The organism is Myxococcus sp. MH1 (genome assembly GCF_059738865.1).
Map to the genome: position 1 here is coordinate 1513328 of NZ_AP026947.1, position 18807 is coordinate 1532134.

General features: G+C 68.7%; 18 protein-coding genes. 5 read left to right on the plus strand and 13 right to left on the minus strand.

Features of this window, described 5'->3' with window-relative positions; all coding sequences use genetic code 11:
* Nucleotides 1–9: 9 nt before the first annotated feature.
* The 6 genes from AC6JA9_RS06215 to AC6JA9_RS06240 form a co-directional block, all read right to left on the minus strand.
* A complete protein-coding gene (locus AC6JA9_RS06215; protein ID WP_223746159.1) occupies nt 10–1740 on the minus strand; it encodes a complex I subunit 4 family protein in 1731 nt (576 codons plus the stop codon).
* Nucleotides 1737–3971 (minus strand): NADH-quinone oxidoreductase subunit L, encoded by a 2235-nt coding sequence (gene nuoL, locus AC6JA9_RS06220; protein ID WP_223746160.1) that lies wholly within the window; start codon nt 3969–3971, stop codon nt 1737–1739. The genes AC6JA9_RS06215 and nuoL overlap by 4 nt, the downstream gene beginning before the upstream one ends.
* A gap of 22 nt (nt 3972–3993) precedes the next feature.
* Nucleotides 3994–4296: an NADH-quinone oxidoreductase subunit NuoK gene (gene nuoK, locus AC6JA9_RS06225; RefSeq protein ID WP_046711231.1), complete on the minus strand. Its 303-nt coding sequence runs from the start codon at nt 4294–4296 to the stop codon at nt 3994–3996.
* Nucleotides 4297–4371: 75 nt separating this feature from the next.
* The gene (locus tag AC6JA9_RS06230; RefSeq protein ID WP_223746161.1) at nt 4372–4881 is read right to left on the minus strand and encodes an NADH-quinone oxidoreductase subunit J family protein; all 510 of its coding nucleotides are present in this window, start codon (nt 4879–4881) and stop codon (nt 4372–4374) included.
* On the minus strand, nt 4878–6218 hold the full coding sequence (gene nuoF, locus AC6JA9_RS06235) for an NADH-quinone oxidoreductase subunit NuoF (protein WP_223783442.1): 1341 nt from the start codon (nt 6216–6218) through the stop codon (nt 4878–4880). The genes AC6JA9_RS06230 and nuoF overlap by 4 nt, the downstream gene beginning before the upstream one ends.
* A 35-nt stretch (nt 6219–6253) precedes the next feature.
* Nucleotides 6254–6742, minus strand: a complete 489-nt coding sequence (locus AC6JA9_RS06240; RefSeq protein WP_141324621.1) for an NADH-quinone oxidoreductase subunit NuoE family protein — start codon at nt 6740–6742, stop codon at nt 6254–6256.
* A 105-nt stretch (nt 6743–6847) separates the two neighbouring features.
* On the opposite strand from AC6JA9_RS06240, the gene AC6JA9_RS06245 reads away from it, so the two are divergent.
* The 3 genes from AC6JA9_RS06245 (at nt 6848) to serB (ending at nt 10606) form a co-directional block, all read left to right on the plus strand.
* Entirely contained in the window at nt 6848–7597 is a 750-nt protein-coding gene (locus tag AC6JA9_RS06245; protein ID WP_046711233.1) for a TIGR02266 family protein, read from the plus strand.
* A 67-nt stretch (nt 7598–7664) separates the two neighbouring features.
* A complete protein-coding gene (locus tag AC6JA9_RS06250; RefSeq protein ID WP_223746163.1) occupies nt 7665–9248 on the plus strand; it encodes a serine/threonine-protein kinase in 1584 nt (527 codons plus the stop codon).
* 167 nt (nt 9249–9415) lie between these two features.
* Nucleotides 9416–10606 carry a phosphoserine phosphatase SerB gene (gene serB / locus AC6JA9_RS06255; RefSeq protein ID WP_497959259.1) on the plus strand — a complete coding sequence of 397 codons (1191 nt, stop codon included), beginning with the start codon at nt 9416–9418 and terminating at the stop codon, nt 10604–10606.
* Nucleotides 10607–10609: 3 nt separating this feature from the next.
* On the opposite strand, the gene AC6JA9_RS06260 is transcribed toward serB, so the two are convergent.
* A complete protein-coding gene (locus AC6JA9_RS06260; RefSeq protein WP_497959260.1) occupies nt 10610–11473 on the minus strand; it encodes a GspE/PulE/PilB domain-containing protein in 864 nt (287 codons plus the stop codon).
* A gap of 81 nt (nt 11474–11554) precedes the next feature.
* Here AC6JA9_RS06260 and AC6JA9_RS06265 point away from each other — a divergent pair, with 81 nt between their 5' ends.
* Together AC6JA9_RS06265 and AC6JA9_RS06270 are read left to right on the plus strand one after the other, a co-directional pair.
* Complete coding sequence (locus tag AC6JA9_RS06265; RefSeq protein ID WP_141328702.1) at nt 11555–11749, plus strand: CPXCG motif-containing cysteine-rich protein; 195 nt, start codon at nt 11555–11557, stop codon at nt 11747–11749.
* A gap of 257 nt (nt 11750–12006) precedes the next feature.
* Entirely contained in the window at nt 12007–12456 is a 450-nt protein-coding gene (locus AC6JA9_RS06270; protein WP_141328704.1) for an Hsp20/alpha crystallin family protein, read from the plus strand.
* A 134-nt stretch (nt 12457–12590) separates the two neighbouring features.
* On the opposite strand, the gene AC6JA9_RS06275 is transcribed toward AC6JA9_RS06270, so the two are convergent.
* From AC6JA9_RS06275 to AC6JA9_RS06300, 6 genes are all read right to left on the minus strand, one after another.
* Nucleotides 12591–13211 carry a response regulator gene (locus tag AC6JA9_RS06275; RefSeq protein ID WP_046711239.1) on the minus strand — a complete coding sequence of 207 codons (621 nt, stop codon included), beginning with the start codon at nt 13209–13211 and terminating at the stop codon, nt 12591–12593.
* Between the two features lie 35 nt (nt 13212–13246).
* Complete coding sequence (locus AC6JA9_RS06280) at nt 13247–13828, minus strand: KdsC family phosphatase (RefSeq protein ID WP_046717472.1); 582 nt, start codon at nt 13826–13828, stop codon at nt 13247–13249.
* 29 nt (nt 13829–13857) lie between these two features.
* The gene (kdsA, locus tag AC6JA9_RS06285; RefSeq protein WP_223746167.1) at nt 13858–14697 is read right to left on the minus strand and encodes a 3-deoxy-8-phosphooctulonate synthase; all 840 of its coding nucleotides are present in this window, start codon (nt 14695–14697) and stop codon (nt 13858–13860) included.
* Nucleotides 14694–16328, minus strand: a complete 1635-nt coding sequence (gene pyrG / locus AC6JA9_RS06290; protein ID WP_223746168.1) for a CTP synthase — start codon at nt 16326–16328, stop codon at nt 14694–14696. Before pyrG ends, kdsA begins: the two co-directional genes overlap by 4 nt.
* An 84-nt stretch (nt 16329–16412) precedes the next feature.
* Nucleotides 16413–16646 carry a hypothetical protein gene (locus tag AC6JA9_RS06295; RefSeq protein WP_141328710.1) on the minus strand — a complete coding sequence of 78 codons (234 nt, stop codon included), beginning with the start codon at nt 16644–16646 and terminating at the stop codon, nt 16413–16415.
* A 316-nt stretch (nt 16647–16962) separates the two neighbouring features.
* Complete coding sequence (locus AC6JA9_RS06300; protein ID WP_497959261.1) at nt 16963–18729, minus strand: ABC transporter ATP-binding protein; 1767 nt, start codon at nt 18727–18729, stop codon at nt 16963–16965.
* Between the last annotated feature and the right edge of the window lie 78 nt (nt 18730–18807).

Below are 18807 nucleotides of genomic sequence, written 5' to 3' on the forward strand. Positions count from 1 at the left end.
TCAGTCGGCTTACGGCCGGGACGAGGGGACGGCCCGGGCGGCGAGCGGGGCAGGGGCGCTCGGGGCTGCCACGGTGGGGTTGGCCGGCAGGGACATCACCTCCACGCGCACCTGGTCGGCCTGCACACCCGCTCCGGGCGTGCCCACGCGGGCGCGGGACAGGAAGCGCTCCGTGGACGGCTCGATGCGGTCCAGGAAGGGCTGGGGCATCAGGCCCATCACCCCGACGAGGATGATGAAGGGCAGCACCGTCAGGCTCTCGCGCACGTTCATGTCGCGCAGGTGCTGGTTCTCCCGGTGCGTCAGGCCGCCGAAGAACACCTTCTGCACCATCCACAGCATGTACGCCGCGCCCAGGATGACGCCCGTGGTCGCGAACGCGCCGAACACCGCCGTCAGGTGCGGGTTGCCGGCCGCCGCGCCCAGGTCGCTCTTGAACGTGCCGAGCAGCACCAGGAACTCGCCGATGAAGCCGTTGGTGCCGGGCACCGCCACCGAGGAGAAGGTGATGATGATGAAGGCGGTGGTGAACACCGGCATCACCTTGGCGATGCCGCCGAAGTCCGCCATCAGGCGGCTGTGGCGCCGCTCGTAGAGGAAGCCGAACAGGAGGAACAGCGCGCCCGTGGACACGCCGTGGTTGAGCATCTGGTACGCGCTGCCCGTGGCGCCCTCCGCCGTCAGCGCGAAGATGCCGAGCATGCAGTAGCCCAGGTGGCTGACGGACGAGTACGCGATGAGCTTCTTGATGTCCCGCTGCGCCAGGCACATCAGCGCCCCGTAGACGATGCCGATGACGGCCAGCGTCGCCAGGAACGGCCGGGCCTGCTGCGCGGCCACCGGGAACAGCGGAATCGCGTAGCGCCAGAAGCCGAAGGTGCCCATCTTCAGCATCACGCCGGCCAGGATCATGGAGCCGGCCACCGGCGCCTGCACGTGCGCGTCCGGCAGCCACGTGTGCACCGGCCACATCGGCACCTTGATGGCGAACGCCAGCGCGAACGCCGCGAACAGCCAGGGGCCGTAGGTGTGCAGCGTCGCGGCCATGCCCGTCAGCGAATCACACGCGCCCGCGGGTCCCGCCGAGCACGCGGACAGCTGCCGGTTCGCGTCCAACAGGCCGTTGTAGATGCTCGCGTAGTCGAACGAGCGCGCGCCCGCCGGCGAGCTGATGAAGTACACCGCGATGAGCGCCACCAGCATCAGCAGCGAGCCCACCAGCGTGTAGAGGAAGAACTTCACCGCCGCCATCTGGCGGTCCTCGGCGCCCCACACACCCACCAGCAGGTACATGGGGATGAGCATGGCCTCGAAGAAGATGTAGAACAGCAGCACGTCCAGCGACACCAGCGCGCCCAGCATCGTCGTCTGGAGCACCAGCAGCGCCAGGTGGAACTCCTTGATGCGGTGGCTGATGTACGTGGTGGAGGCCAGCACCACCAGGGGGCCCAGGAACACCGTCAGGAGGATGAGGCTCACCGCCAGGCCATCCACGCCCAGGTGGTAGCTCAGCCCGAACTCCTGGAACCAGGGCACCCGGTACTCGAGCTGGAACTCGGGACCGCCGACCTCGAAGCGTGAGTACGCCCACACGCCGAAGACCAGGTCCACCACCATGCCGATGAACGTGACGGTGCGAATCTGCCCCGCCTCGCCGGCGGGCAGCATCAGCACCAGCGCCGCGAAGACGAGCGGCAGGAAGACGACGAGGTTGAGCAGGTGGGTGTCGAAGAAGCTCATTGCAGCACCTGGATGAGGGCGTAGGCCACGCCGCCGAGCAGGGCGAGGGCCATCACTGCGGCATAGGCCTGGGCGTCGCCCGACTGGACGTAGCGCAGCGCGCTGCCCACGCGCGCCGTCACCCACGCCGTGCCGCGCACCGCCACGGTGTCGATGAGGAGCGCGTCCACCACGCGGAAGAGGATGAAGCTCATGAACTTGATGGGCCGGATGATGGCCAGCTCATACAACTCGTCCACGTAGAACTTGTTCTGCGCCGCGCGGCGCACCGCCCGGGCATAGGCCGGCGCGGGCTGACCCGCGCGGGACGGGAAGAAGCGCAGGTACAGGAACGCCGCCAGCGCGCCGCCGGACACCGCCACCAGCCACGCGAAGCCGTAGTCACCCAGCGTGGGGACGCTCGTGTCGAGCTCCACCGTCTTGCCCGTGGCGACCACGCGGTTCATCGCCGCGAACACCGGGCTCAGGAAGTTCTCGAACACCGGCTGCGGGCGGCCGTCACCGGGCGCCTTGAGCAGCGGCCACGCGTACACGGAGGCCACCACGCTGAGCACCGCCAGCACCACCAGCGGCAGCGTCATCTGCCACGCGCTCTCGTGCGCGTGCGCCACCTTGGCCTCCTTGGAGCGGGGCCCCTCGAAGGTCAGCAGGTACACGCGCGTCATGTAGAACGCGGTGCACGCGGCGATGAGCAGGCCCAGGTAGTAGACCGCGCTGGACACCCAGTGCAGGCCCGCCAGGTGGTTGTGGTGCACGCCGTGGAAGATGGCGTCCTTCGAGAAGAAGCCGGACAGCGGGATGATGCCGGTGATGGCCAGCGTGGCGACGAAGAAGGTGCCCCACGTCCACTTCATCTCGTGGCGCAGGCCGCCCAGCTTCTTGATGTCCGTCTCGTCCCCGTTGCCGTGCATCACGCTGCCGGCGCCCAGGAACAGACACGCCTTGAAGAACGCGTGCGTCACCAGGTGCAGCACGGCCGCCCAGAAGATGCCCATGCCCACGCCCATGAACATGATGCCCAGCTGGGACACCGTGGAGTAGGCGAGCACCTTCTTGATGTCGTCCTGCGCGAAGGCGATGAGCGCCGCCAAGAGCGACGTCAGCGCACCGATGATGGCGACCGTGGCCATCGCCGTGGGGCTGAGCACCAGCAGCGCGGACATGCGGCTGAACAGGTACACGCCCGCGGTCACCATCGTCGCGGCGTGGATGAGCGCGGAGACCGGCGTGGGGCCAGCCATGGCGTCCGGCAGCCAGACGTAGAGCGGCAGCTGCGCGCTCTTGCCCGCGGCGCCCAGGAGGAACAGCAGCAGCGCCACCGTCATCACTCCGCCGAACGTGTAGCCCTCCAGGGGGCCCGCGGCGATGGTCGTGGACAGGTCCACCTTGCCGGCGCCGCCCTCGGGCATCGCCTCGGCGAACTTCTGCAGGCCCAGGAAGGTGACGGGGCCCTTGTCCTCGAGCGCGGAGGCGTAGCGCTGGCTGGTGCTGCCCGCCGCCGTGTAGTCGCGCTCGTCGGCCTGGCGGTTGAAGGCGCCGACCATCAGCACCATCAGGAACGTGGCGATGAGGAACGCGAAGTCACCGATGCGGTTGGTGACGAACGCCTTGCGGCCGGCCCACGCCTTGGCGGGGTCCGTGTACCAGAAGCCGATGAGCAGGTAGCTGGCCATGCCCACGCCCTCCCAGCCCACGAAGAGCAGGACCAGGTTGTCGGCCAGCACCAGCGTCAGCATCGCCGCGACGAAGAGGTTCAGGTACGCGAAGAACCGCCAGTAGGCCTCGTCGTGCTCCATGTAGCTGGTGGAGTACAGGTGGATGAGGAAGCCCACGCCGGTGATGACCAGCAGGAGGATGCCGGACAGGTGGTCCACCATCAGCCCGAAGTTCACCCGGAAGTCGCCCACCGAGAACCAGGTGCCGTAGTCGTGCGCAATCGCGTAGCGGACGTAGTCCCGCTCGTTGCCGAACGGGTTCACGATGAAGGACAGGAGCCGGCGGCTCTCCAGGTCCATGGAGCTGGTGGCCCAGAAGGCCAGCACGCTCAGCACGAAGGCGCCCGCGACCGCGGAGCACGCGACCAGGTGCACGTTGGCGCGGCCCAGCATCTTGCCGAACACGCCGCAGATGAACGCGCCCAACAGGGGCAGCGCGATGATGAGCCAGAGCGAGGGCGCCATCACTTCTGGCGCGACCGGCGCGACCTGGAGGAATTCCGAGAAGGTGCTCATGAGTGGGCTCCTGGCGTGTCCGTCAGTGCTTCATGGTCCGGATGTCTTCCACCAGGATGCTGCCTCGGCTCCGGAAGACGGCGATGACGATGGCCAGTCCGATGGCCGCTTCCGCCGCGGCCACCGCGATGACGAAGAAGGCGGAGACGTGCCCGATGCTGTCGCCGTGCATGCGGGCGAAGGCCAGGAACGTCAGGTTCGCCGCGTTGAGCATCAGCTCCACGCACATGAAGACGACCAGTGCGTTGCGGCGCACCAGCACGCCGAACATGCCCATGCAGAACAGGGCGGCGGCAAGCAGGAGGTAGTAGGAGATGGGGACCATGGCCGGTTCGGGGCCTCGCGGGCGGACGACCTGCGCCGCCATCTAGCACAGAAAGTTTGAGGGAGTCGGCTGCGATCAGATTCGCGACTTGGCCACGACGACCGCGCCCACGATGGCCACCAGCAGCAGCAGGCTCACCGCCTCGAAGGGAAGCAGCCACTGGGTGAAGATGACCTGACCCAGCGTCGCCATGGTGCCGAAGGTCGCCTGCGCCTCCACGCCCATGGACGGGGGCGGCCCGGAGGGCAGCTTGCTGAGCGCGATGCCCAGCACCGCCAGGAGGCCCACCGTCGCCACGCCACCCACGAGCCTCGCCAGCGTGGGCTTTCCACGCGAGGGCGACTCGCTCAGGTTCAGCAGCATGATGACGAACAGGAAGAGCACCATGATGGCGCCCGCGTAGACGAGCACCTGGAGCACCGCCACCGTGTGCGCCCAGAGCAGGACGTACAGCCCGGCCAGGAAGAAGAACGTGGAGACCAGGGCCATGGCGGAGTTGATGGGACTCCGCGCGAAGATGACCATCCCGGCCGACAGCAGCGTCAGGAGCGCGAACGCCCCGAAGAGGATGAGCTCGATGTTCAAGACCAGTCTCCGAACGAACCCCAGGGCTTGTCGCCGAACGGGCAGCGCTTCTCGCGGATGTGGGCCTCGAACTCGTCCTTGAACCGCATCAGGAACGAGTGCGTGGGCAGCGCCGCCGCGTCACCCAGCGCGCAGATGGTGTTGCCCAGGCCGATGGGCGGGTAGGGGGCGATGGAGGACGCCACGTTGGAGAGCATCTCCACGTCGCCCGGGTCGCCGCGGCCCTCTTCAATCTTGCGCAGAAGCCGCGTCTGCCACGGCGTGCCCTCGCGGCACGGCGTGCACTGGCCGCAGGACTCCTCCGCGTAGAAGCGGGCCACGCGCCACAGGCTGCGCACCATGCAGGTGGCGTCGTCCATGACGATGACGCCGCCGGAGCCCGCCATGGTCTGTTTGACCTTGAGGGCCTCGAACTCCATGGCCACGTCCAGCTCGTCCGCGCCCAGCACCGGCGCCGAGGACCCGCCCGGAATCACGGCCTTCACCTTGCGACCCGCCGGCATGCCGCGGCCGTACTTGTCGTCGTAGATGAGCTCCGCGAGGGTCGTGAACATCGACACCTCGTAGACGCCCGGGCGGTTCACCGTGCCGGACAGGCAGACCAGGCGCGTGCCGCCCGACTTGTCCGTGCCCAGCTTCGCGTACCAGTCCGAGCCGCCCGTGAAGACGTGGGGCACGCTGGCGAGCGTCTCCACGTTGTTCACCACCGTGGGGCTGCCGAACAGGCCGACGACGGCGGGGAAGGGGGGCTTCAGGCGCGGCCAGCCCTTCTTGCCCTCCAGGCTCTCCAGCAGGGCCGTCTCCTCGCCGCAGATGTAGGCGCCGGCGCCGCGGACCAGGTAGCAGTTGAGCTCGAAGTCCTTGCCCATCAGCTTCTTGCCGAAGATGCCCGCCTTGTACGCCTCGTCGATGGCGGCCTGGCAGCGCTCCGCGGGGAACTTGAACTCGCCGCGCAGGTACACGTAGCAGGTGTGCACGCCCAGCGCGTAGGACGCGATGGCGATGCCCTCCAGCATCATGTGCGGGTCGTCCTCGAGGATGTAGCGGTCCTTGAAGGTGCCCGGCTCGGACTCGTCGCCGTTGACCGCGAGGTACTTGGGCTTGGGGCTGTCCTTGGGGACGAAGCTCCACTTCAGGCCCGTGGGGAAGCCGGCGCCGCCGCGACCGCGGAGGTTGGACTTCTTCACCTCGTCGATGATGGCGGCCGGCTGCATCTCCAGCGCCTTCTTCAGACCCTCGTAGCCACCGCGCTTCTTGTAGCTGTCCAACGTCCAGGACTGGGGCTTGCCCCAGGCCGCGGAGATGATCGGGTCGATGCCCTTTGCCGTAGAGGCCATGTGATGACGTCCTGCCTGGGTGAAAGGGTGGCGCTTCAGCTCAGCTTGGCCAGGATGGCGTCCAGCTTCGCGCGGGTGAGGCTCTCGTGGTGATCCTCGTTGATCTGCAGGCACGGCGCCGTGCCGCAGGAGGCCAGGCACTCGGTCTCGCGCAAGGTGAACTTCTCGTTGGCTTCACCTGCCTTGAGGCCAAGCTTCTCCTCCAGGTAGGCGAGCATCTTCTCCGCGCCCCAGAGCGAGCAGGACAGGTTCGTGCAGACGTCGATGACGTACTTGCCCGGCTTCTTCAGGTGGTACATCACGTAGAAGCTGGCGACCTCGTAGGCGCGCTCCGGCGTGACCTCCAGGTGCTTGGCGACCAGGCGCAGGCCCTCGGGCGGCAGCCAGCCCTTGATCTCCTGGAGCAGGCGCAGCGCCGGGAGCATGCCCGCGCTTTTGCGATCAGAGGGGTAGTGGGAGATGATCTCCGCGATACCCGCGTCGAACTTCTTCTGCTCTTCAGGAGTGAACAGGGGCTCCGCCATGGCGGGGGGCTACGTATTGCTCCAAAGGCCGCGTTGTCAACATAAACCCTCGACGGTACACTGGGCCGCCATCAGCAAATTGCCGAGCGATTTCAACCCCTTGTTATGACCCCGGGCCCAGAGAACAAGCGTCAGCACCCCCGGGTCCCGGCCGTGCTGAAGGTGGAGTACGCCGACGGACGCCAGGCGCGTGACGTCACGGAGAACCTGTCCCATTCGGGGCTCTTCGTGCAGACCGACCAGGTCTTCACCCTGGGGGACGAGGTGCGGCTCGCACTTTCTTTCCCGGGACTGCTGGATCCGGTAGAAGTCACCGGCATCGTGGCCTGGATGAGGCCCGCGGGCGTCGATCAGCCCGGAGGAGTCGGGGTCCGCGTCGAGCGCGCGGAGGACAGGCGCAGACTGGGTGACATCTTGAGTGCGGCAGGACCCAACAGCCACGCGCCCCACGCCGAGCACGAGGGGTACCGTGTGCTCATCGTCGAGGACAACCCGCACATCATCGAGATGTACAGCTACGTGCTGAAGAAGCTGGCGTCCGGTGAGCTGCACGGGAAGGTGCCCCTGGAGGTCCACTTCGCGCCGGACGGGCACCACGCGCTGGGCATGCTGCGCGAGGGCCGCTTCAGCCTGGTGATGACGGACCTCTACATGCCGGTGATGGACGGCTTCGCGCTCGTGGAGCGCATCCGGGAGGAGGAGGCCCTGCGGGCCATCCCCGTCATCGCCATCTCCGCCGGCGGCAAGGAGGCCCAGGACCGCGCGCTGCAGCTGGGCGTGGACATCTACCTGCGCAAGCCGGTGAAGTTCGTCGAGGTCCTGGAGACGGTGAAGCAGCTGCTTCGCATCCGCTGAGAACCCCCCGGGTTCCGCCAGTCCCACGTTGAGCGGTGGCGGGTGGACGTCGTAGAGTCGCCCACCCATGCCGAAGGCCGCCATCAACCGCGACGCCGTCAGTGGCGAGGCGCTGTTCATCCTCCGAAACCTGAGGGAGAACGGCCAACTCGGACGCTCCAACAAGCTGGCCGATGTGAAGGCCGCGCTGGAGCCGTCCGTCTCGCTCGATTTCGACAACTACTTCTTCTTCCTGCGCAAGTTCCACTACATCGCCATGGACCGCGAGGCCCAGCTCAAGCTCACCGAGCAGGGCGAGCGCGTGGCGGGCGGGGAGCTGTCGGACAAGTTCTCCGTGGAGGTGGGCGAGTTCTTCGCCGACCAGATTGCCTCGGCCGAGGACGAGCCCCCCGTGGCCCAGGGCACCGAGGAGTCGCTGGTGCTGCCGCCGCCCCCGCCGGAGCTGCTCCTGGACGAGGCGGAGGTGGTGCCCACCGCGGCCACGCAGATTGCGCCGCCCCCGTCGCCGCCGCCCATGCCGCCGATGCGCGCCGCGCGCTCGGCCATGCCCGCGCTGGACCTGACGCCGCCGCCCAACACGTCGCAGGTACCCGTGCCCGTCCCGGCGCCCTTCACGCCGCCTGTGCCCGTGGCGCTCATCACCCCCGCGACGCCCGAGCCTCGCCGGGAGACGTCCATCGGTCTGGCTCCCACCGCGCCGCTGCCCCTCGCTCCCCCGTCGTCGTCCGCCGCCCCTTCCATGCCCCCTCCCGCCGCCACTTCTCCCGTCGCCGCCGCGCCCGTCGCCCCGAAGGGCACGGAGCTGGACTTGCGCTACCAGAAGTTCGACCCCATCGGCACGGGCCCGCTGGGCACCGTCTTCAAGGGCCGCTTCACGGCGCTGGGGCTGGACATCTGCCTGAAGGAGCTCAAGGACATCTTCGGGTACTTCTCCTTCCTGCAGCGCGGTGAGGTGCTCAAGCGGCTGAAGAAGGAGCTGTGCGCCCAGGCCCAGGTGCGCCACCCCGGCATCGTCCAGGTGGTGGACCAGAACGTGGAGGCCAGCCGCCCCTACTTCGTCCTGGAGCTGATGAACGGCAGCCTGAAGGAGCGGCTGGACGCGGGCGGTGGCAGCGGGGTGCCGGTGCCCTTCGCGCTGCGCACGTTCCTCCAGATGGCCTACGGCCTGCGCGCGGCCCACGCCACGGGGCTGACGCACCACAACCTCAAGCCGGAGAACGTCCTCTTCGACGCCTACGGCAACGCCAAGCTGTCCGACTTCGGCCTGGGCCGCGTGGTGGAGGTGGACGCCACCAAGGGCATGCCCCAGGTCTTCGTGGGCACCGGCGGCATGGCGTACATGGCCCCGGAGCTGATGAACCGCGGCGCCAAGGACCCGGGCCCCTCCGCGGACGTGTACGGGCTGGGCATCCTGCTCTACGAGATGCTGACCGGGCAGATTCCGGGCCGCCGCTCGCCGCTCCCCTCGGAGGTGAACCCCGAGGCGCCCAGCGGCCTGGACCAGCTCTTCGACAAGGCCACCCAGGACAAGCGCGAGCAGCGCTACCCGGACGTCGACGCCATGCTCGAGGACTTCTACAAGGCCTTCCCGGACAAGGAGTTCCTCGTCCGCGGCGACCTCATCCTCTCCTCCGAGTCGCCCCAGCAGTGACGCGCTCCCGGGCGCGGGCCTCCTCGTGAGGCTCGCCCCCCGTGTGGACGGTGGCGTGGAGAGGCCGTGTCCTGGCCCTCCGCCAGCGCGGTAGCAGGCAGGCACGACGTGGGGGCCTCGCGGCGTCCGCCCCGTCCAGGCGGGGTCATGGCATTGTGCCGCGCGCCATGACCTCCACTGCTCCAGGCTGTGTGCTCGTCACCGTGACGGGCAAGGACCACCCCGGCATCACCGCCCGCCTCACCGGCCTGCTCGCGGACGCGGGCGCCGAGCTGCTCGACGTGGAGCAGGTGGTGGTGCAGGGGCGGCTGACGCTGTGCCTCCTGGTGCGGCTGCCCGAGTCGGTGGGCATTCCCCGGGCGCTGCTCTTCGCCGCGCGGGAGCTCGGCGTGGCGCTGGACTTCCAGGCGGTGGAGACGCCGGACCCCGGGGCTCCCATGCCCGCGCGCTACGTCGTCACCGCGGTGGGGCGCGCGCTGGGGGCGGGGCAGCTGCACTCGCTCACCTCGCACCTGGCCCAGGCGGGCGCCAACGTGGAGCGCATCGTCCGGCTGTCCGAGCCGCACCTGGGCTCCATGGAGCTGCACGTCACCCTGCCGCCCGCGCTGGAGCCCCAGGTGCTCAAGCGCTCGCTGCTGGCGCTGTCCATGCGCGACAACACCTTCGACGTGGCGCTGCAGAAGGAGAGCCTGTTCCGGCGCGGCAAGCGGATGGTGGTGATGGACATGGACTCCACGCTCATCCGCATCGAGGTCATCGACGAGCTGGCGCGCGCGCACGGCGTGGGTGAGCAGGTCTCGCGCATCACCGAGCGCGCCATGCAGGGGGAGATGGACTACGACGAGTCGCTGCGCCAGCGCGTGGCGCTGCTGAAGGGGCTGGACGTGGACGTGCTGCACCGGCTCGCGGCCAACCTGCCCCTCACGGAGGGCGCCGAGACGCTGGTGCGCGTGCTCAAGCGCCTGGGCTACCGCACCGCGGTCATCAGCGGCGGCTTCTCCGTGGCGGCCGAGGCGCTCAAGGCGCGGCTCGGCATCGACCACGCCTACTCCAACGTGCTGGAGGCGGAGGGCGGCAGGCTCACCGGACGCACCGTCGGGGCCATCGTCAACGCGCGCCGCAAGGCGGAGCTGCTCGAGCAGCTCGCGGCCCAGGAGGGCATCCTGCTCGAGCAGGTCATCGCGGTGGGCGACGGCGCCAATGACTTGCTGATGCTGGAGCGCGCGGGGCTGGGCATCGCGTTCCGCGCCAAGCCCCGGCTGCGCGAGGCCGCCGACACGTCCATCTCCGCCGGCGGGCTGGACACCATCCTCTACCTCCTGGGGCTCACCGGGCGGGAGCTCCAGGAGGCGGGCTGAGCGCTACAGGCGCATCCTGGCGGCGAGCTCGCGCTGCTGCAGCTTGCCCTTCTCCAGGAGCAGCTCCAGCAGGGCGCGCAGAATCTTGGAGCTCTTCTCCTGGTTCTGCTGGAGCGTCTGCAGCCGCTGCAGGTCCTCGTCCGTCCACTCGGGCGAGGTGGACGGGCCACCGGCCAGGATTTCGTCGAGGATGTCCGCCGCGCTCGACCCCTGGGCCGCCGCGGGCGGTGCGGGCCGCTCCGGAGCGCGGGGGGCTGGCGCCGCCGCGGGTGACTCGGGCGGGACGATGTCGGCGATGCGCTTCACCACCGTCTTGCCGCTCATGTCGACGACCTTGAACTCGTCGTCCTGCTCGTCGACGGTGGCCTGCGTGTCCGAGGACTGGTTGCGCGAGGGAGAGAAGCGCGTGCTGACCACCGGCTCCTGGCCCCGGTAGTGCCGCAGGATGGCGTGCTCGATTTCACGCTCGCCCGCCACCATGGGGACCACCCGGGCGCGGCTGCGGGCCGCCACCTGGTCCAGCGTGGCCAGGTCCGTGGGGTCCGCCATGGCCAGCACCAGCGTCTTGCCGTTGTCCTTGAGCGTGACGGGGAAGACGGCCTTCTGCTCGGCGAGCGTCATGTCCACGCGCGAGAGCGCGCCTGCGTCCCGGCTGATGTTGCCCAACTGCACGCGCTGCATCCCCAGGCCCTGGCAGATGGCCTCCGTAATCGTGTCCTCGGTGGCCAGCCCCAGGTCGGCGACGACGCGCGACAGCCGCCCGCCCCACTGGTCCAGGGTGGCCATGGCGCTGCGGAGCTGGAGCTCGTCGATGACGCGGGCCTTGACGAGGATTTCGCCGATGCGATTGCGGGAAGGAGAAGCCATGGCTCGGGAGTCTACCGTCTGACGGCGCGGACGCTCAGTCCGCGACGCTTTCGCCCGCTACGAGGGCGAGGAGGCACCATCATGCAGCCCTTCGCGGAAGCCGCCATCCAGCAGTGCCCCTACTGTGGCGAGGAGGTGGAGGTCGACGTGGACCCCATCGGCGCCAGCGCGGAGCGCTACATCGAGGACTGTCCCGTCTGCTGCCGCCCGTGGACCGTGCATGTGTCGCGCGACGAGGAGGCCTACGCCGTGGCCCTGGCCCGCGACGACGACTGACGGCCCGGGTCCACCCGTCCCAGAAGGCCCTCGTCCGGATGTCCGCAGAGCAGGCGTGCGGGCAGGGTGGGAGGGGGCCGCGAGGGCCCGGGGGCGTTGCTTGACACGTCCCGGAGCATGGTTCTCTTGAGTCTTGTGAGGCGGCGCTGGAGTGGAGCCCCGATGGGGCCCCCGAGGCGGAACCGCCGACAACGACAACGTCTGTGATTCACACACCGTGCACTCCGCCAGAGGAGTGTCACGCACAGGAGAAGACCATGCAGAATCGCAACCCGTTCAACTCCGCCGTGGTGGTGAACCCCCTGATGCGCGACTTCGACGCGCTCTTCCGTGAGTTCGCCCAGCCGGGCTTCTTCCGTCAGTCCGCGGTCCGCGAGCGCGTGCCCGCCGCCGACATCCTCGAGTCCGAGGCGGGCGTCACCCTGCACCTCGACATGCCGGGCGTGGACGCCAAGGACATCCAGGTGACGGTGGAGCGCGACGTGCTCACCGTGAAGGCCGAGCGCAAGGCGCAGCCCGTCGCCGAGGGCGTGACCGTGCGCCGCCAGGAGCGCGCGCAGGGCGGCTTCACGCGCTCGTTCTCCCTGCCGGAGACGGTGGACGCCACCAAGGTGGAGGCGCGCTACGAGCAGGGCGTGCTGACGCTCACCTTGCCTCGACGCGAGGAGTCCAAGCCTCGGGTCATCGAGGTCAAGGTCCAGGGCTGATGCTTCGCGCGAGGCGTCGAATCGCGCGCACACCCCTGCTGGGAGGCCGCTGTCCGGGGAAGAACGGCGCGGCTTCCTCCTTCTTCACCCCTGTCGAGGGCTTCCGCGAGGGGGCGGCGGAAGCCCTCCCGACCTCAGCGCTTGGCGCCGAGCGAGATGGGCACGCGGAACAGCTCCAGCACCTGCTGCACATCGAGCGGCTTGGCCAGGCACGCGAGCGCGCCCGCCTGCTTGGACTGCTCCACGACGTCGGCGGTGTGCATGGACGTCATCGTGATGAGCCGCACACCCTCCATCTGCTTGCGCGCGCGGATGCGACGGCAGACCTCGAGGCCGTCGATGTCCGGCATGTTCAGGTCGATGATCATCCCGTGCGGCTTCTGCTCGGACACCAGCAGCAGGGCCTCCACGCCGCTCGTCGTCGTCTGGAGCTCCACCTGCGCGGAGAACGGCTTGAACGCGCGCTTGACGGCGTCCAGCACCGCCCGCTCGTCATCCACCACCAACAGCCGCACCGTGCCGCTGCCCAGCTCCTCCGGAACCGGCATCTGGTGCGCGATGAGGAAGGTGCGCAGGTCCGCCGAGCGCACCCGGCGGTGACCGCCCGGCGTCCTGAAGGCCATCAGGATGCCCCGGTCAATCCACTTGCTCACCGTGGACGGATCCACCTGAAGCAAACGACTGATGTCGTGCGTCGTGTAGAGCTGGTCCGTCATCGCCGTACTCCCCTCTTGCTGCATCATTCCGCTGCCCATGGAATCAACCACCTACCTTGAATACGGGGTTTCCTTCAACCTCTCTGCGCACTGCGTCCATCAGTCCCCCTCATCAGACCCACGGCCCCGTCCCAACGGGCACTGGCCTTGAGGCAGAGCTCCACGAGCTCCCGAGCGGCCCCACGGCCTCCCGGGCTCTGAGCCACGAAGTGGACCTCCTGACGCACCTCGGGAACTGCATCCGCGGGACACGCGGACAAGCCCACCCTCGACAGCGGGGCCAGGTCATTGTGGTCATCCCCCATGTAGGCACAGGCCTCATGGGGTACGCCCAGCTGCTGGAGGAGCTCGTCCAGTGCGGCACCCTTGTCCCGGCGGCCTTGAAACACGGCCGCCAGCCCGAGCTCCCGCCCGCGTGCCTCCACGATTCCTGAGGTGCGAGCGGTGAGGATGGCGGCGGGCAGGCCCGACAGCCGGGCCATGACCAGGGCGTGGCCATCCTTCACGTCGAAGCGCTTCATCAGCTCCCCGCCGTCGCCGTAATACAGGCCGCCGTCGGTGAGCACCCCGTCCACGTCGAAGACCAAGAGCCGCACGCGCGCCGCGCGGGACGTCAGCTCTTCCTTTCCAGGCTTGGAAGGTGCGTCCGTCTGCATCGTCTGCTCGGCTCCCCTCGTCGTGTTCATCAGCCGGGCTCGTGTCCCAACACCCGGCGGATATCCAGCACATTTCGTACCACGTCCTCGAACATCTGTGGATTGAGGGAGCACGGACCGTCACACAGGGCACGGTCAGGGTCCTCATGGACTTCCGTGAACAATGCATCAATCCCGGCGGCCGCGGCAGCGCGGGCGAGCAGTGAGACGAATTTGCGGTCGCCTCCCGTCACCCCGTCCCCGGAGCTGGGCTGCTGCACGGAGTGCGTGGCGTCGAAGCACACGGCCAGGCCCGCCTCGCGCATCTGCGCCAGGCCCCGCATGTCCACCACCAGGTTGTTGTAGCCGAAGGTCGAACCCCGCTCGGTGACGAGCACGTTGGGGTTGCCCGTCTCGAACGCCTTGCGCGCCGAGTGGACGATGTCCTTGGGGGCCACGAACTGTCCCTTCTTCAAGTTCACGCCCTTTCCCGAGCGGGCCACCGCCTCGACCAGGTCCGTCTGCCGGCACAGGAACGCCGGTATCTGGATGATATCCACAACTTCCGAGGCAGGACCTACGTGGCTGGTTTCATGGACGTCCGTGAGGACCGGGACGCCCACTTCATCCCTGATACGCGCTAGAATGCGCAGCCCTTCCCGGAGGCCAGGACCTCGGAAGGACTTCCCGCTTGTCCGGTTGGCCTTGTCATACGAGCACTTGAAGGCATAGGGCACGCCCAGCCGGCTGGTGATGCCCTTGAGCAAGTGCGCATGTTTCAGCGCCATCTCCTCGGACTCGATGCTGTCCGGGCCGGCGATGACGAAGAGTTTCTGTCCCGGGCCAACCTTGTGGCCACAGAGGGTAATCGGAAGGCTGCTGGCGCTCATGCGCGCACCTGGCCGGCGGAGGCGTCGCGCTGGTCGAGCGCGGCCTTGATGAAGCCGGAGAAGAGAGGGTGGGGGGCGAAGGGCTTGCTCTTGAACTCGGGGTGGAACTGGCAGCCGACGAAGTAGGGGTGGTCCGACAGTTCAATCATCTCCACCAGGTTCAGCTCCGGATTATGACCGGAGATGACCAGGCCCGCCTCCTGCAACCGGCCGCGGTAGGCGTTGTTCACCTCGTAGCGGTGCCGGTGGCGCTCCTGGATGAGGTCCTGGCCGTAGAGCTGGTGGGCGCGGGTGGAGGGCTTGAGCGCGCAGGCGTAGCTGCCCAGGCGCATGGTGCCTCCCTTGTCCTGCACCGACACCTGGCTCTCCATGAGCGTCACCACCGGGTGCGGCGTGTGCTCGTTGAACTCCAGGCTGTTCGCGTTGGTGAGCCCCAGCACGCTCCGGCTGAACTCCACCACCGCCATCTGCAGGCCCAGGCAGATGCCGAAGAACGGAATCTTCTTCTCCCGCGCGTAGCGCACGGCGGCGATCTTCCCCTCGGTGCCCCGCACGCCGAAGCCGCCGGGGACCAGGATGGCGTCCACGCCGGCGAGCAGCTTCTCGGGCCCCTGCGCCTCCACGTCCTGGCTGTCCACGAAGTGCAGGTTGACCTTCACGTCGTTGGCGATGCCGCCGTGGAGCAAGGCCTCGTTGAGGCTCTTGTAGCTCTCCGTCAGGTTCACGTACTTGCCGACGATGGCCACCTGCACCTGGCCTCGCGCGGGCTCGTACACCTTGCGGATGATGTTCTCCCAGCGCTCCAGGTGCGGCGCGCGGCTCCAGATGTTGAGCACCTCCGCGAGCCGGTCATCCAGGCCCTGCCGGTGCAGCTCCAGCGGCAGCTCGTAGATGCTGCGCACGTCCGGGGACGTGAACACGTTGCCGGTGTCCACGTTGCAGAACATCGCAATCTTGTCCTTGAGCTCGCGCGACACCTCGCGGTCCGTGCGGCACACCAGGAAGTCGGGCTGGATGCCGATTTCGCGCAGCTTCATCACCGAGTGCTGCGTGGGCTTGGTCTTCACCTCGCCGGCCGCGCCGATGTACGGCAAGAGCGTCAGGTGCACGTAGACGGCGTTCTGGCTGCCCACGTCGTAGCGCATCTGGCGGATGGCCTCGAGGAAGGGCAGGGACTCGATGTCGCCCACCGTGCCGCCCACCTCCACGATGACCACGTCCGCGTCCTGGGCCGCCTGACGGATGCTCGCCTTGATTTCATCCGTGATGTGCGGAATCACCTGCACCGTCTTGCCCAGGTACTCGCCGCGGCGCTCCTTCATGATGACCGCGTGGTAGATGCGGCCCGACGTGAAGTTGTTGAGCCGGCTCATCCGCGCGTTGGTGAAGCGCTCGTAGTGGCCCAGGTCCATGTCCGTCTCGCCACCGTCCTCGGTGACGAAGACCTCGCCGTGCTGGAACGGGCTCATCGTGCCCGGGTCCACGTTGATGTACGGGTCCAGCTTGAGCAACGTGACGGCGAGGCCACGGTTCTCCAGCAGGGCGCCGATGGAGGCCGAGGCGAGGCCCTTGCCGAGGGAGCTGACCACTCCGCCCGTCACGAAAATGAACTTGGTCTTCTTGGAGCGCATATCCCGTTCTGCCAAGTAGGGCAGGGATGCGTCAATTATTCTGCGCCGGACGGGGGGGCGACCGGTCCGCCTGCTGACGCCGCCTCAGTTGCCGTCCCAAGCACCAGGGCGGGACACGGCGAACTCCCGGACGTCGGGTTGTCCGACGCGGAAGTCACGCAAGTCGCAGTTGCGGCAGCTCCAGCCCTCCCAGCCACGCTTGACCACCATGTGCAGGCAGGCGTCGTAGTTGGGACAGTACAGGTTGCGCTGCGCCTGGACGGACTCTTCGTCACGCAGGGCGGTGGGCAGAGGGCTGGGGCACGGGGTGATGGACACGGCGAATCTCCCGGATGGGTACGTCAAGGGTCGGCCACTCCCCCCGGCGCGTCGGAACAGGTTGTCGGGACTTCCATTCCCGACCGGAAAGTAAAAGACCCGCCCCCGCATGTGCGGAGACGGGCCCCTGAAACCTTTAGCGTCTTCCACCGCGACGGAAAGCCGTTTCAGGCCACCGAAGCGGAGGTGGACGCCTGACTCTTGCTGTCGGTCAAGGCATCACCTCCTTTCTTGAGGCCGGAACAACTAATCGCCCCCCTGATTTCGCGCCACTTTCCGATGCGATGAGCGAAGGACGCGGAGGGTAGGCGGCCGTTCAGGCCGCGACGAACTGGCGCTCGACCAGGCGGCGGTAGAGGCCGTCCTGGCCCATGAGGCTGGCGTGGGTGCCGCTCTGGACGATGCGGCCCGACTCCAGCACGAGCACGCGGTCCACGTTGGCCACGGTGGACAGGCGGTGGGCGATGACGAGCGTGGTGCGGCCCTTCATCAGGCGCTCCAGCGCGTCCTTCACCAGGTGCTCGCTCTCCGCGTCGAGCGCGCTGGTCGCCTCGTCGAGGATGAGCAGGCGGGGGTCCTTGAGCACCGCGCGGGCGATGGCGACCCGCTGCTTCTGGCCGCCGGACAGCTGCACGCCGCGCTCGCCTACCTGGGTGTTGTAGCGCTCCGGGAAGCGCTGGATGAAGTCGTGGGCGTTGGCGGCGCGCGCGGCGTGTTCGACCTGGGCGTCGGTGGCGTCGGGCCGGGCGTAGCGGATGTTGTCCGCGATGGAGCAGGAGAACAGCTGGGGCTCCTGGGCCACCATGCCGACGTTGCGGCGCAGCCACTCGGGCTCGAGCGTGGTGAGCGGATGTCCGTCCAGCACCACCGCGCCGCCCTGCGGGTCGTAGAAGCGCGACATGAGCGAGGCGAGCGTGGACTTGCCTCCGCCCGAGGGGCCCACCACCGCGACGACCTCGCCGGGCTTGAGCTCCAGGTCCAGCCCCTGGAGCACGGGTACGTCCGCGCGCGTGGGGTAGGAGAAGCGCACGCCGCGGAACTCCACGTGGCCCTTCACCGACGGGAGCTGGTGGCCTCCGGCGGGGATGGCGGGCACGCGGTCCACCAGCTCGAAGACGCGTTCGGCGGCGCCGCTGGCGCGCATGAAGTCCGCCCACACCTCCGCCACCGCGCTCAGCGAGAGCGCGACGAGCGAGGTGTAGATGAGGAACGAGGTGAGCGCGCCCACCGTGAGCTCTCCGTCCACCACCAGGCGGCCGCCGTACCAGAGCATGGCCGCGGTGGAGCCGTACATGGCCAGCGAGGCGACGCCCATGAAGACGGCGGACTGGCGCGCGCGGTCCTTGGCCAGCGCCAGCGCGCGGTCCACCGCGGCGCCGTAGCGCTCCACCTCGTGGGCCTCCGCGGCGAACGAGCGCACGGTGCGGATGCCGGACAGGTCCTCCTCGGCGACCTCGCTGGAGGCGGCGAGCGCGTCCTGCACCTGGCGCGACAGCACCCGCACGCGCCGGCCGTACACCACCGCGCCGATGGCCACCGCCGGGATGAGCGCGAGCATCACCAGCGTCAGCCGGGGCGAGGTGAAGAACAGCAGCGCCACGCCGCCCAGGGCCTGGAAGGTGTAGCGCAGCGTCATGGAGACGTTGGTGGTGACGGTGTTCTGCAGGACGCTCGTGTCCGAGGCGAGCCGGCTGGTGAGCTCCCCGGTGCGGCGCTCGTCGAAGAAGGCCACCTCCTGGGACAGCAGGCTCTGGAACAGGCGCTTGCGCAGCCGCGTCACCACGCGCTCGCCGGCGGTGCTGAAGAGGTAGGCGCGCAGCGCCATGGCCACCGACTGCACGACGAAGACGGCGAACATCACCAGCGCGATGGTGTCCAGCTTGTCGCGGCTGCGCGCGCCGAGCGCCTCGTCCACCAAGTCACCGATGGCGCGGGGGAAGACGAGCGTGGCGGCGCTGCTGAGCAGCAGGAACAGCGTGCCCACGACGAGCGTGGGAACCTCTGGCCGGGCGAGGGTGAGCAGGCGACCCAGCGTCACGCGCGAGGGGAGCCGGGGCTTGGCGGGTGACGGGCGGGCGGACACCGGCGGAGACTAGCGCGGAGTTTCCCGCTTCGCACGGCTCCCGGCTGTCGGAGCGGGTGGGAGGTGCTCATCCTTCCG

What these genes read in the sequence shown, in the direction of transcription:
- serB (WP_497959259.1), top strand. Translation starts at nt 9,416, where the DNA reads ATGACCTCCACTGCTCCAGGCTGTGTGCTCGTCACCGTGACGGGCAAG.
- nuoF (WP_223783442.1), bottom strand. Translation starts at nt 6,218, where the DNA reads ATGGCCTCTACGGCAAAGGGCATCGACCCGATCATCTCCGCGGCCTGG.
- AC6JA9_RS06275 (WP_046711239.1), bottom strand. Translation starts at nt 13,211, where the DNA reads ATGGGCAGCGGAATGATGCAGCAAGAGGGGAGTACGGCGATGACGGAC.
- nuoL (WP_223746160.1), bottom strand. Translation starts at nt 3,971, where the DNA reads ATGAGCACCTTCTCGGAATTCCTCCAGGTCGCGCCGGTCGCGCCAGAA.
- AC6JA9_RS06250 (WP_223746163.1), top strand. Translation starts at nt 7,665, where the DNA reads ATGCCGAAGGCCGCCATCAACCGCGACGCCGTCAGTGGCGAGGCGCTG.
- AC6JA9_RS06245 (WP_046711233.1), top strand. Translation starts at nt 6,848, where the DNA reads ATGACCCCGGGCCCAGAGAACAAGCGTCAGCACCCCCGGGTCCCGGCC.
- AC6JA9_RS06260 (WP_497959260.1), bottom strand. Translation starts at nt 11,473, where the DNA reads ATGGCTTCTCCTTCCCGCAATCGCATCGGCGAAATCCTCGTCAAGGCC.
- nuoK (WP_046711231.1), bottom strand. Translation starts at nt 4,296, where the DNA reads ATGGTCCCCATCTCCTACTACCTCCTGCTTGCCGCCGCCCTGTTCTGC.
- AC6JA9_RS06270 (WP_141328704.1), top strand. Translation starts at nt 12,007, where the DNA reads ATGCAGAATCGCAACCCGTTCAACTCCGCCGTGGTGGTGAACCCCCTG.
- kdsA (WP_223746167.1), bottom strand. Translation starts at nt 14,697, where the DNA reads ATGAGCGCCAGCAGCCTTCCGATTACCCTCTGTGGCCACAAGGTTGGC.
- AC6JA9_RS06215 (WP_223746159.1), bottom strand. Translation starts at nt 1,740, where the DNA reads ATGAGCTTCTTCGACACCCACCTGCTCAACCTCGTCGTCTTCCTGCCG.
- AC6JA9_RS06240 (WP_141324621.1), bottom strand. Translation starts at nt 6,742, where the DNA reads ATGGCGGAGCCCCTGTTCACTCCTGAAGAGCAGAAGAAGTTCGACGCG.
- pyrG (WP_223746168.1), bottom strand. Translation starts at nt 16,328, where the DNA reads ATGCGCTCCAAGAAGACCAAGTTCATTTTCGTGACGGGCGGAGTGGTC.
- AC6JA9_RS06265 (WP_141328702.1), top strand. Translation starts at nt 11,555, where the DNA reads ATGCAGCCCTTCGCGGAAGCCGCCATCCAGCAGTGCCCCTACTGTGGC.
- AC6JA9_RS06280 (WP_046717472.1), bottom strand. Translation starts at nt 13,828, where the DNA reads ATGCAGACGGACGCACCTTCCAAGCCTGGAAAGGAAGAGCTGACGTCC.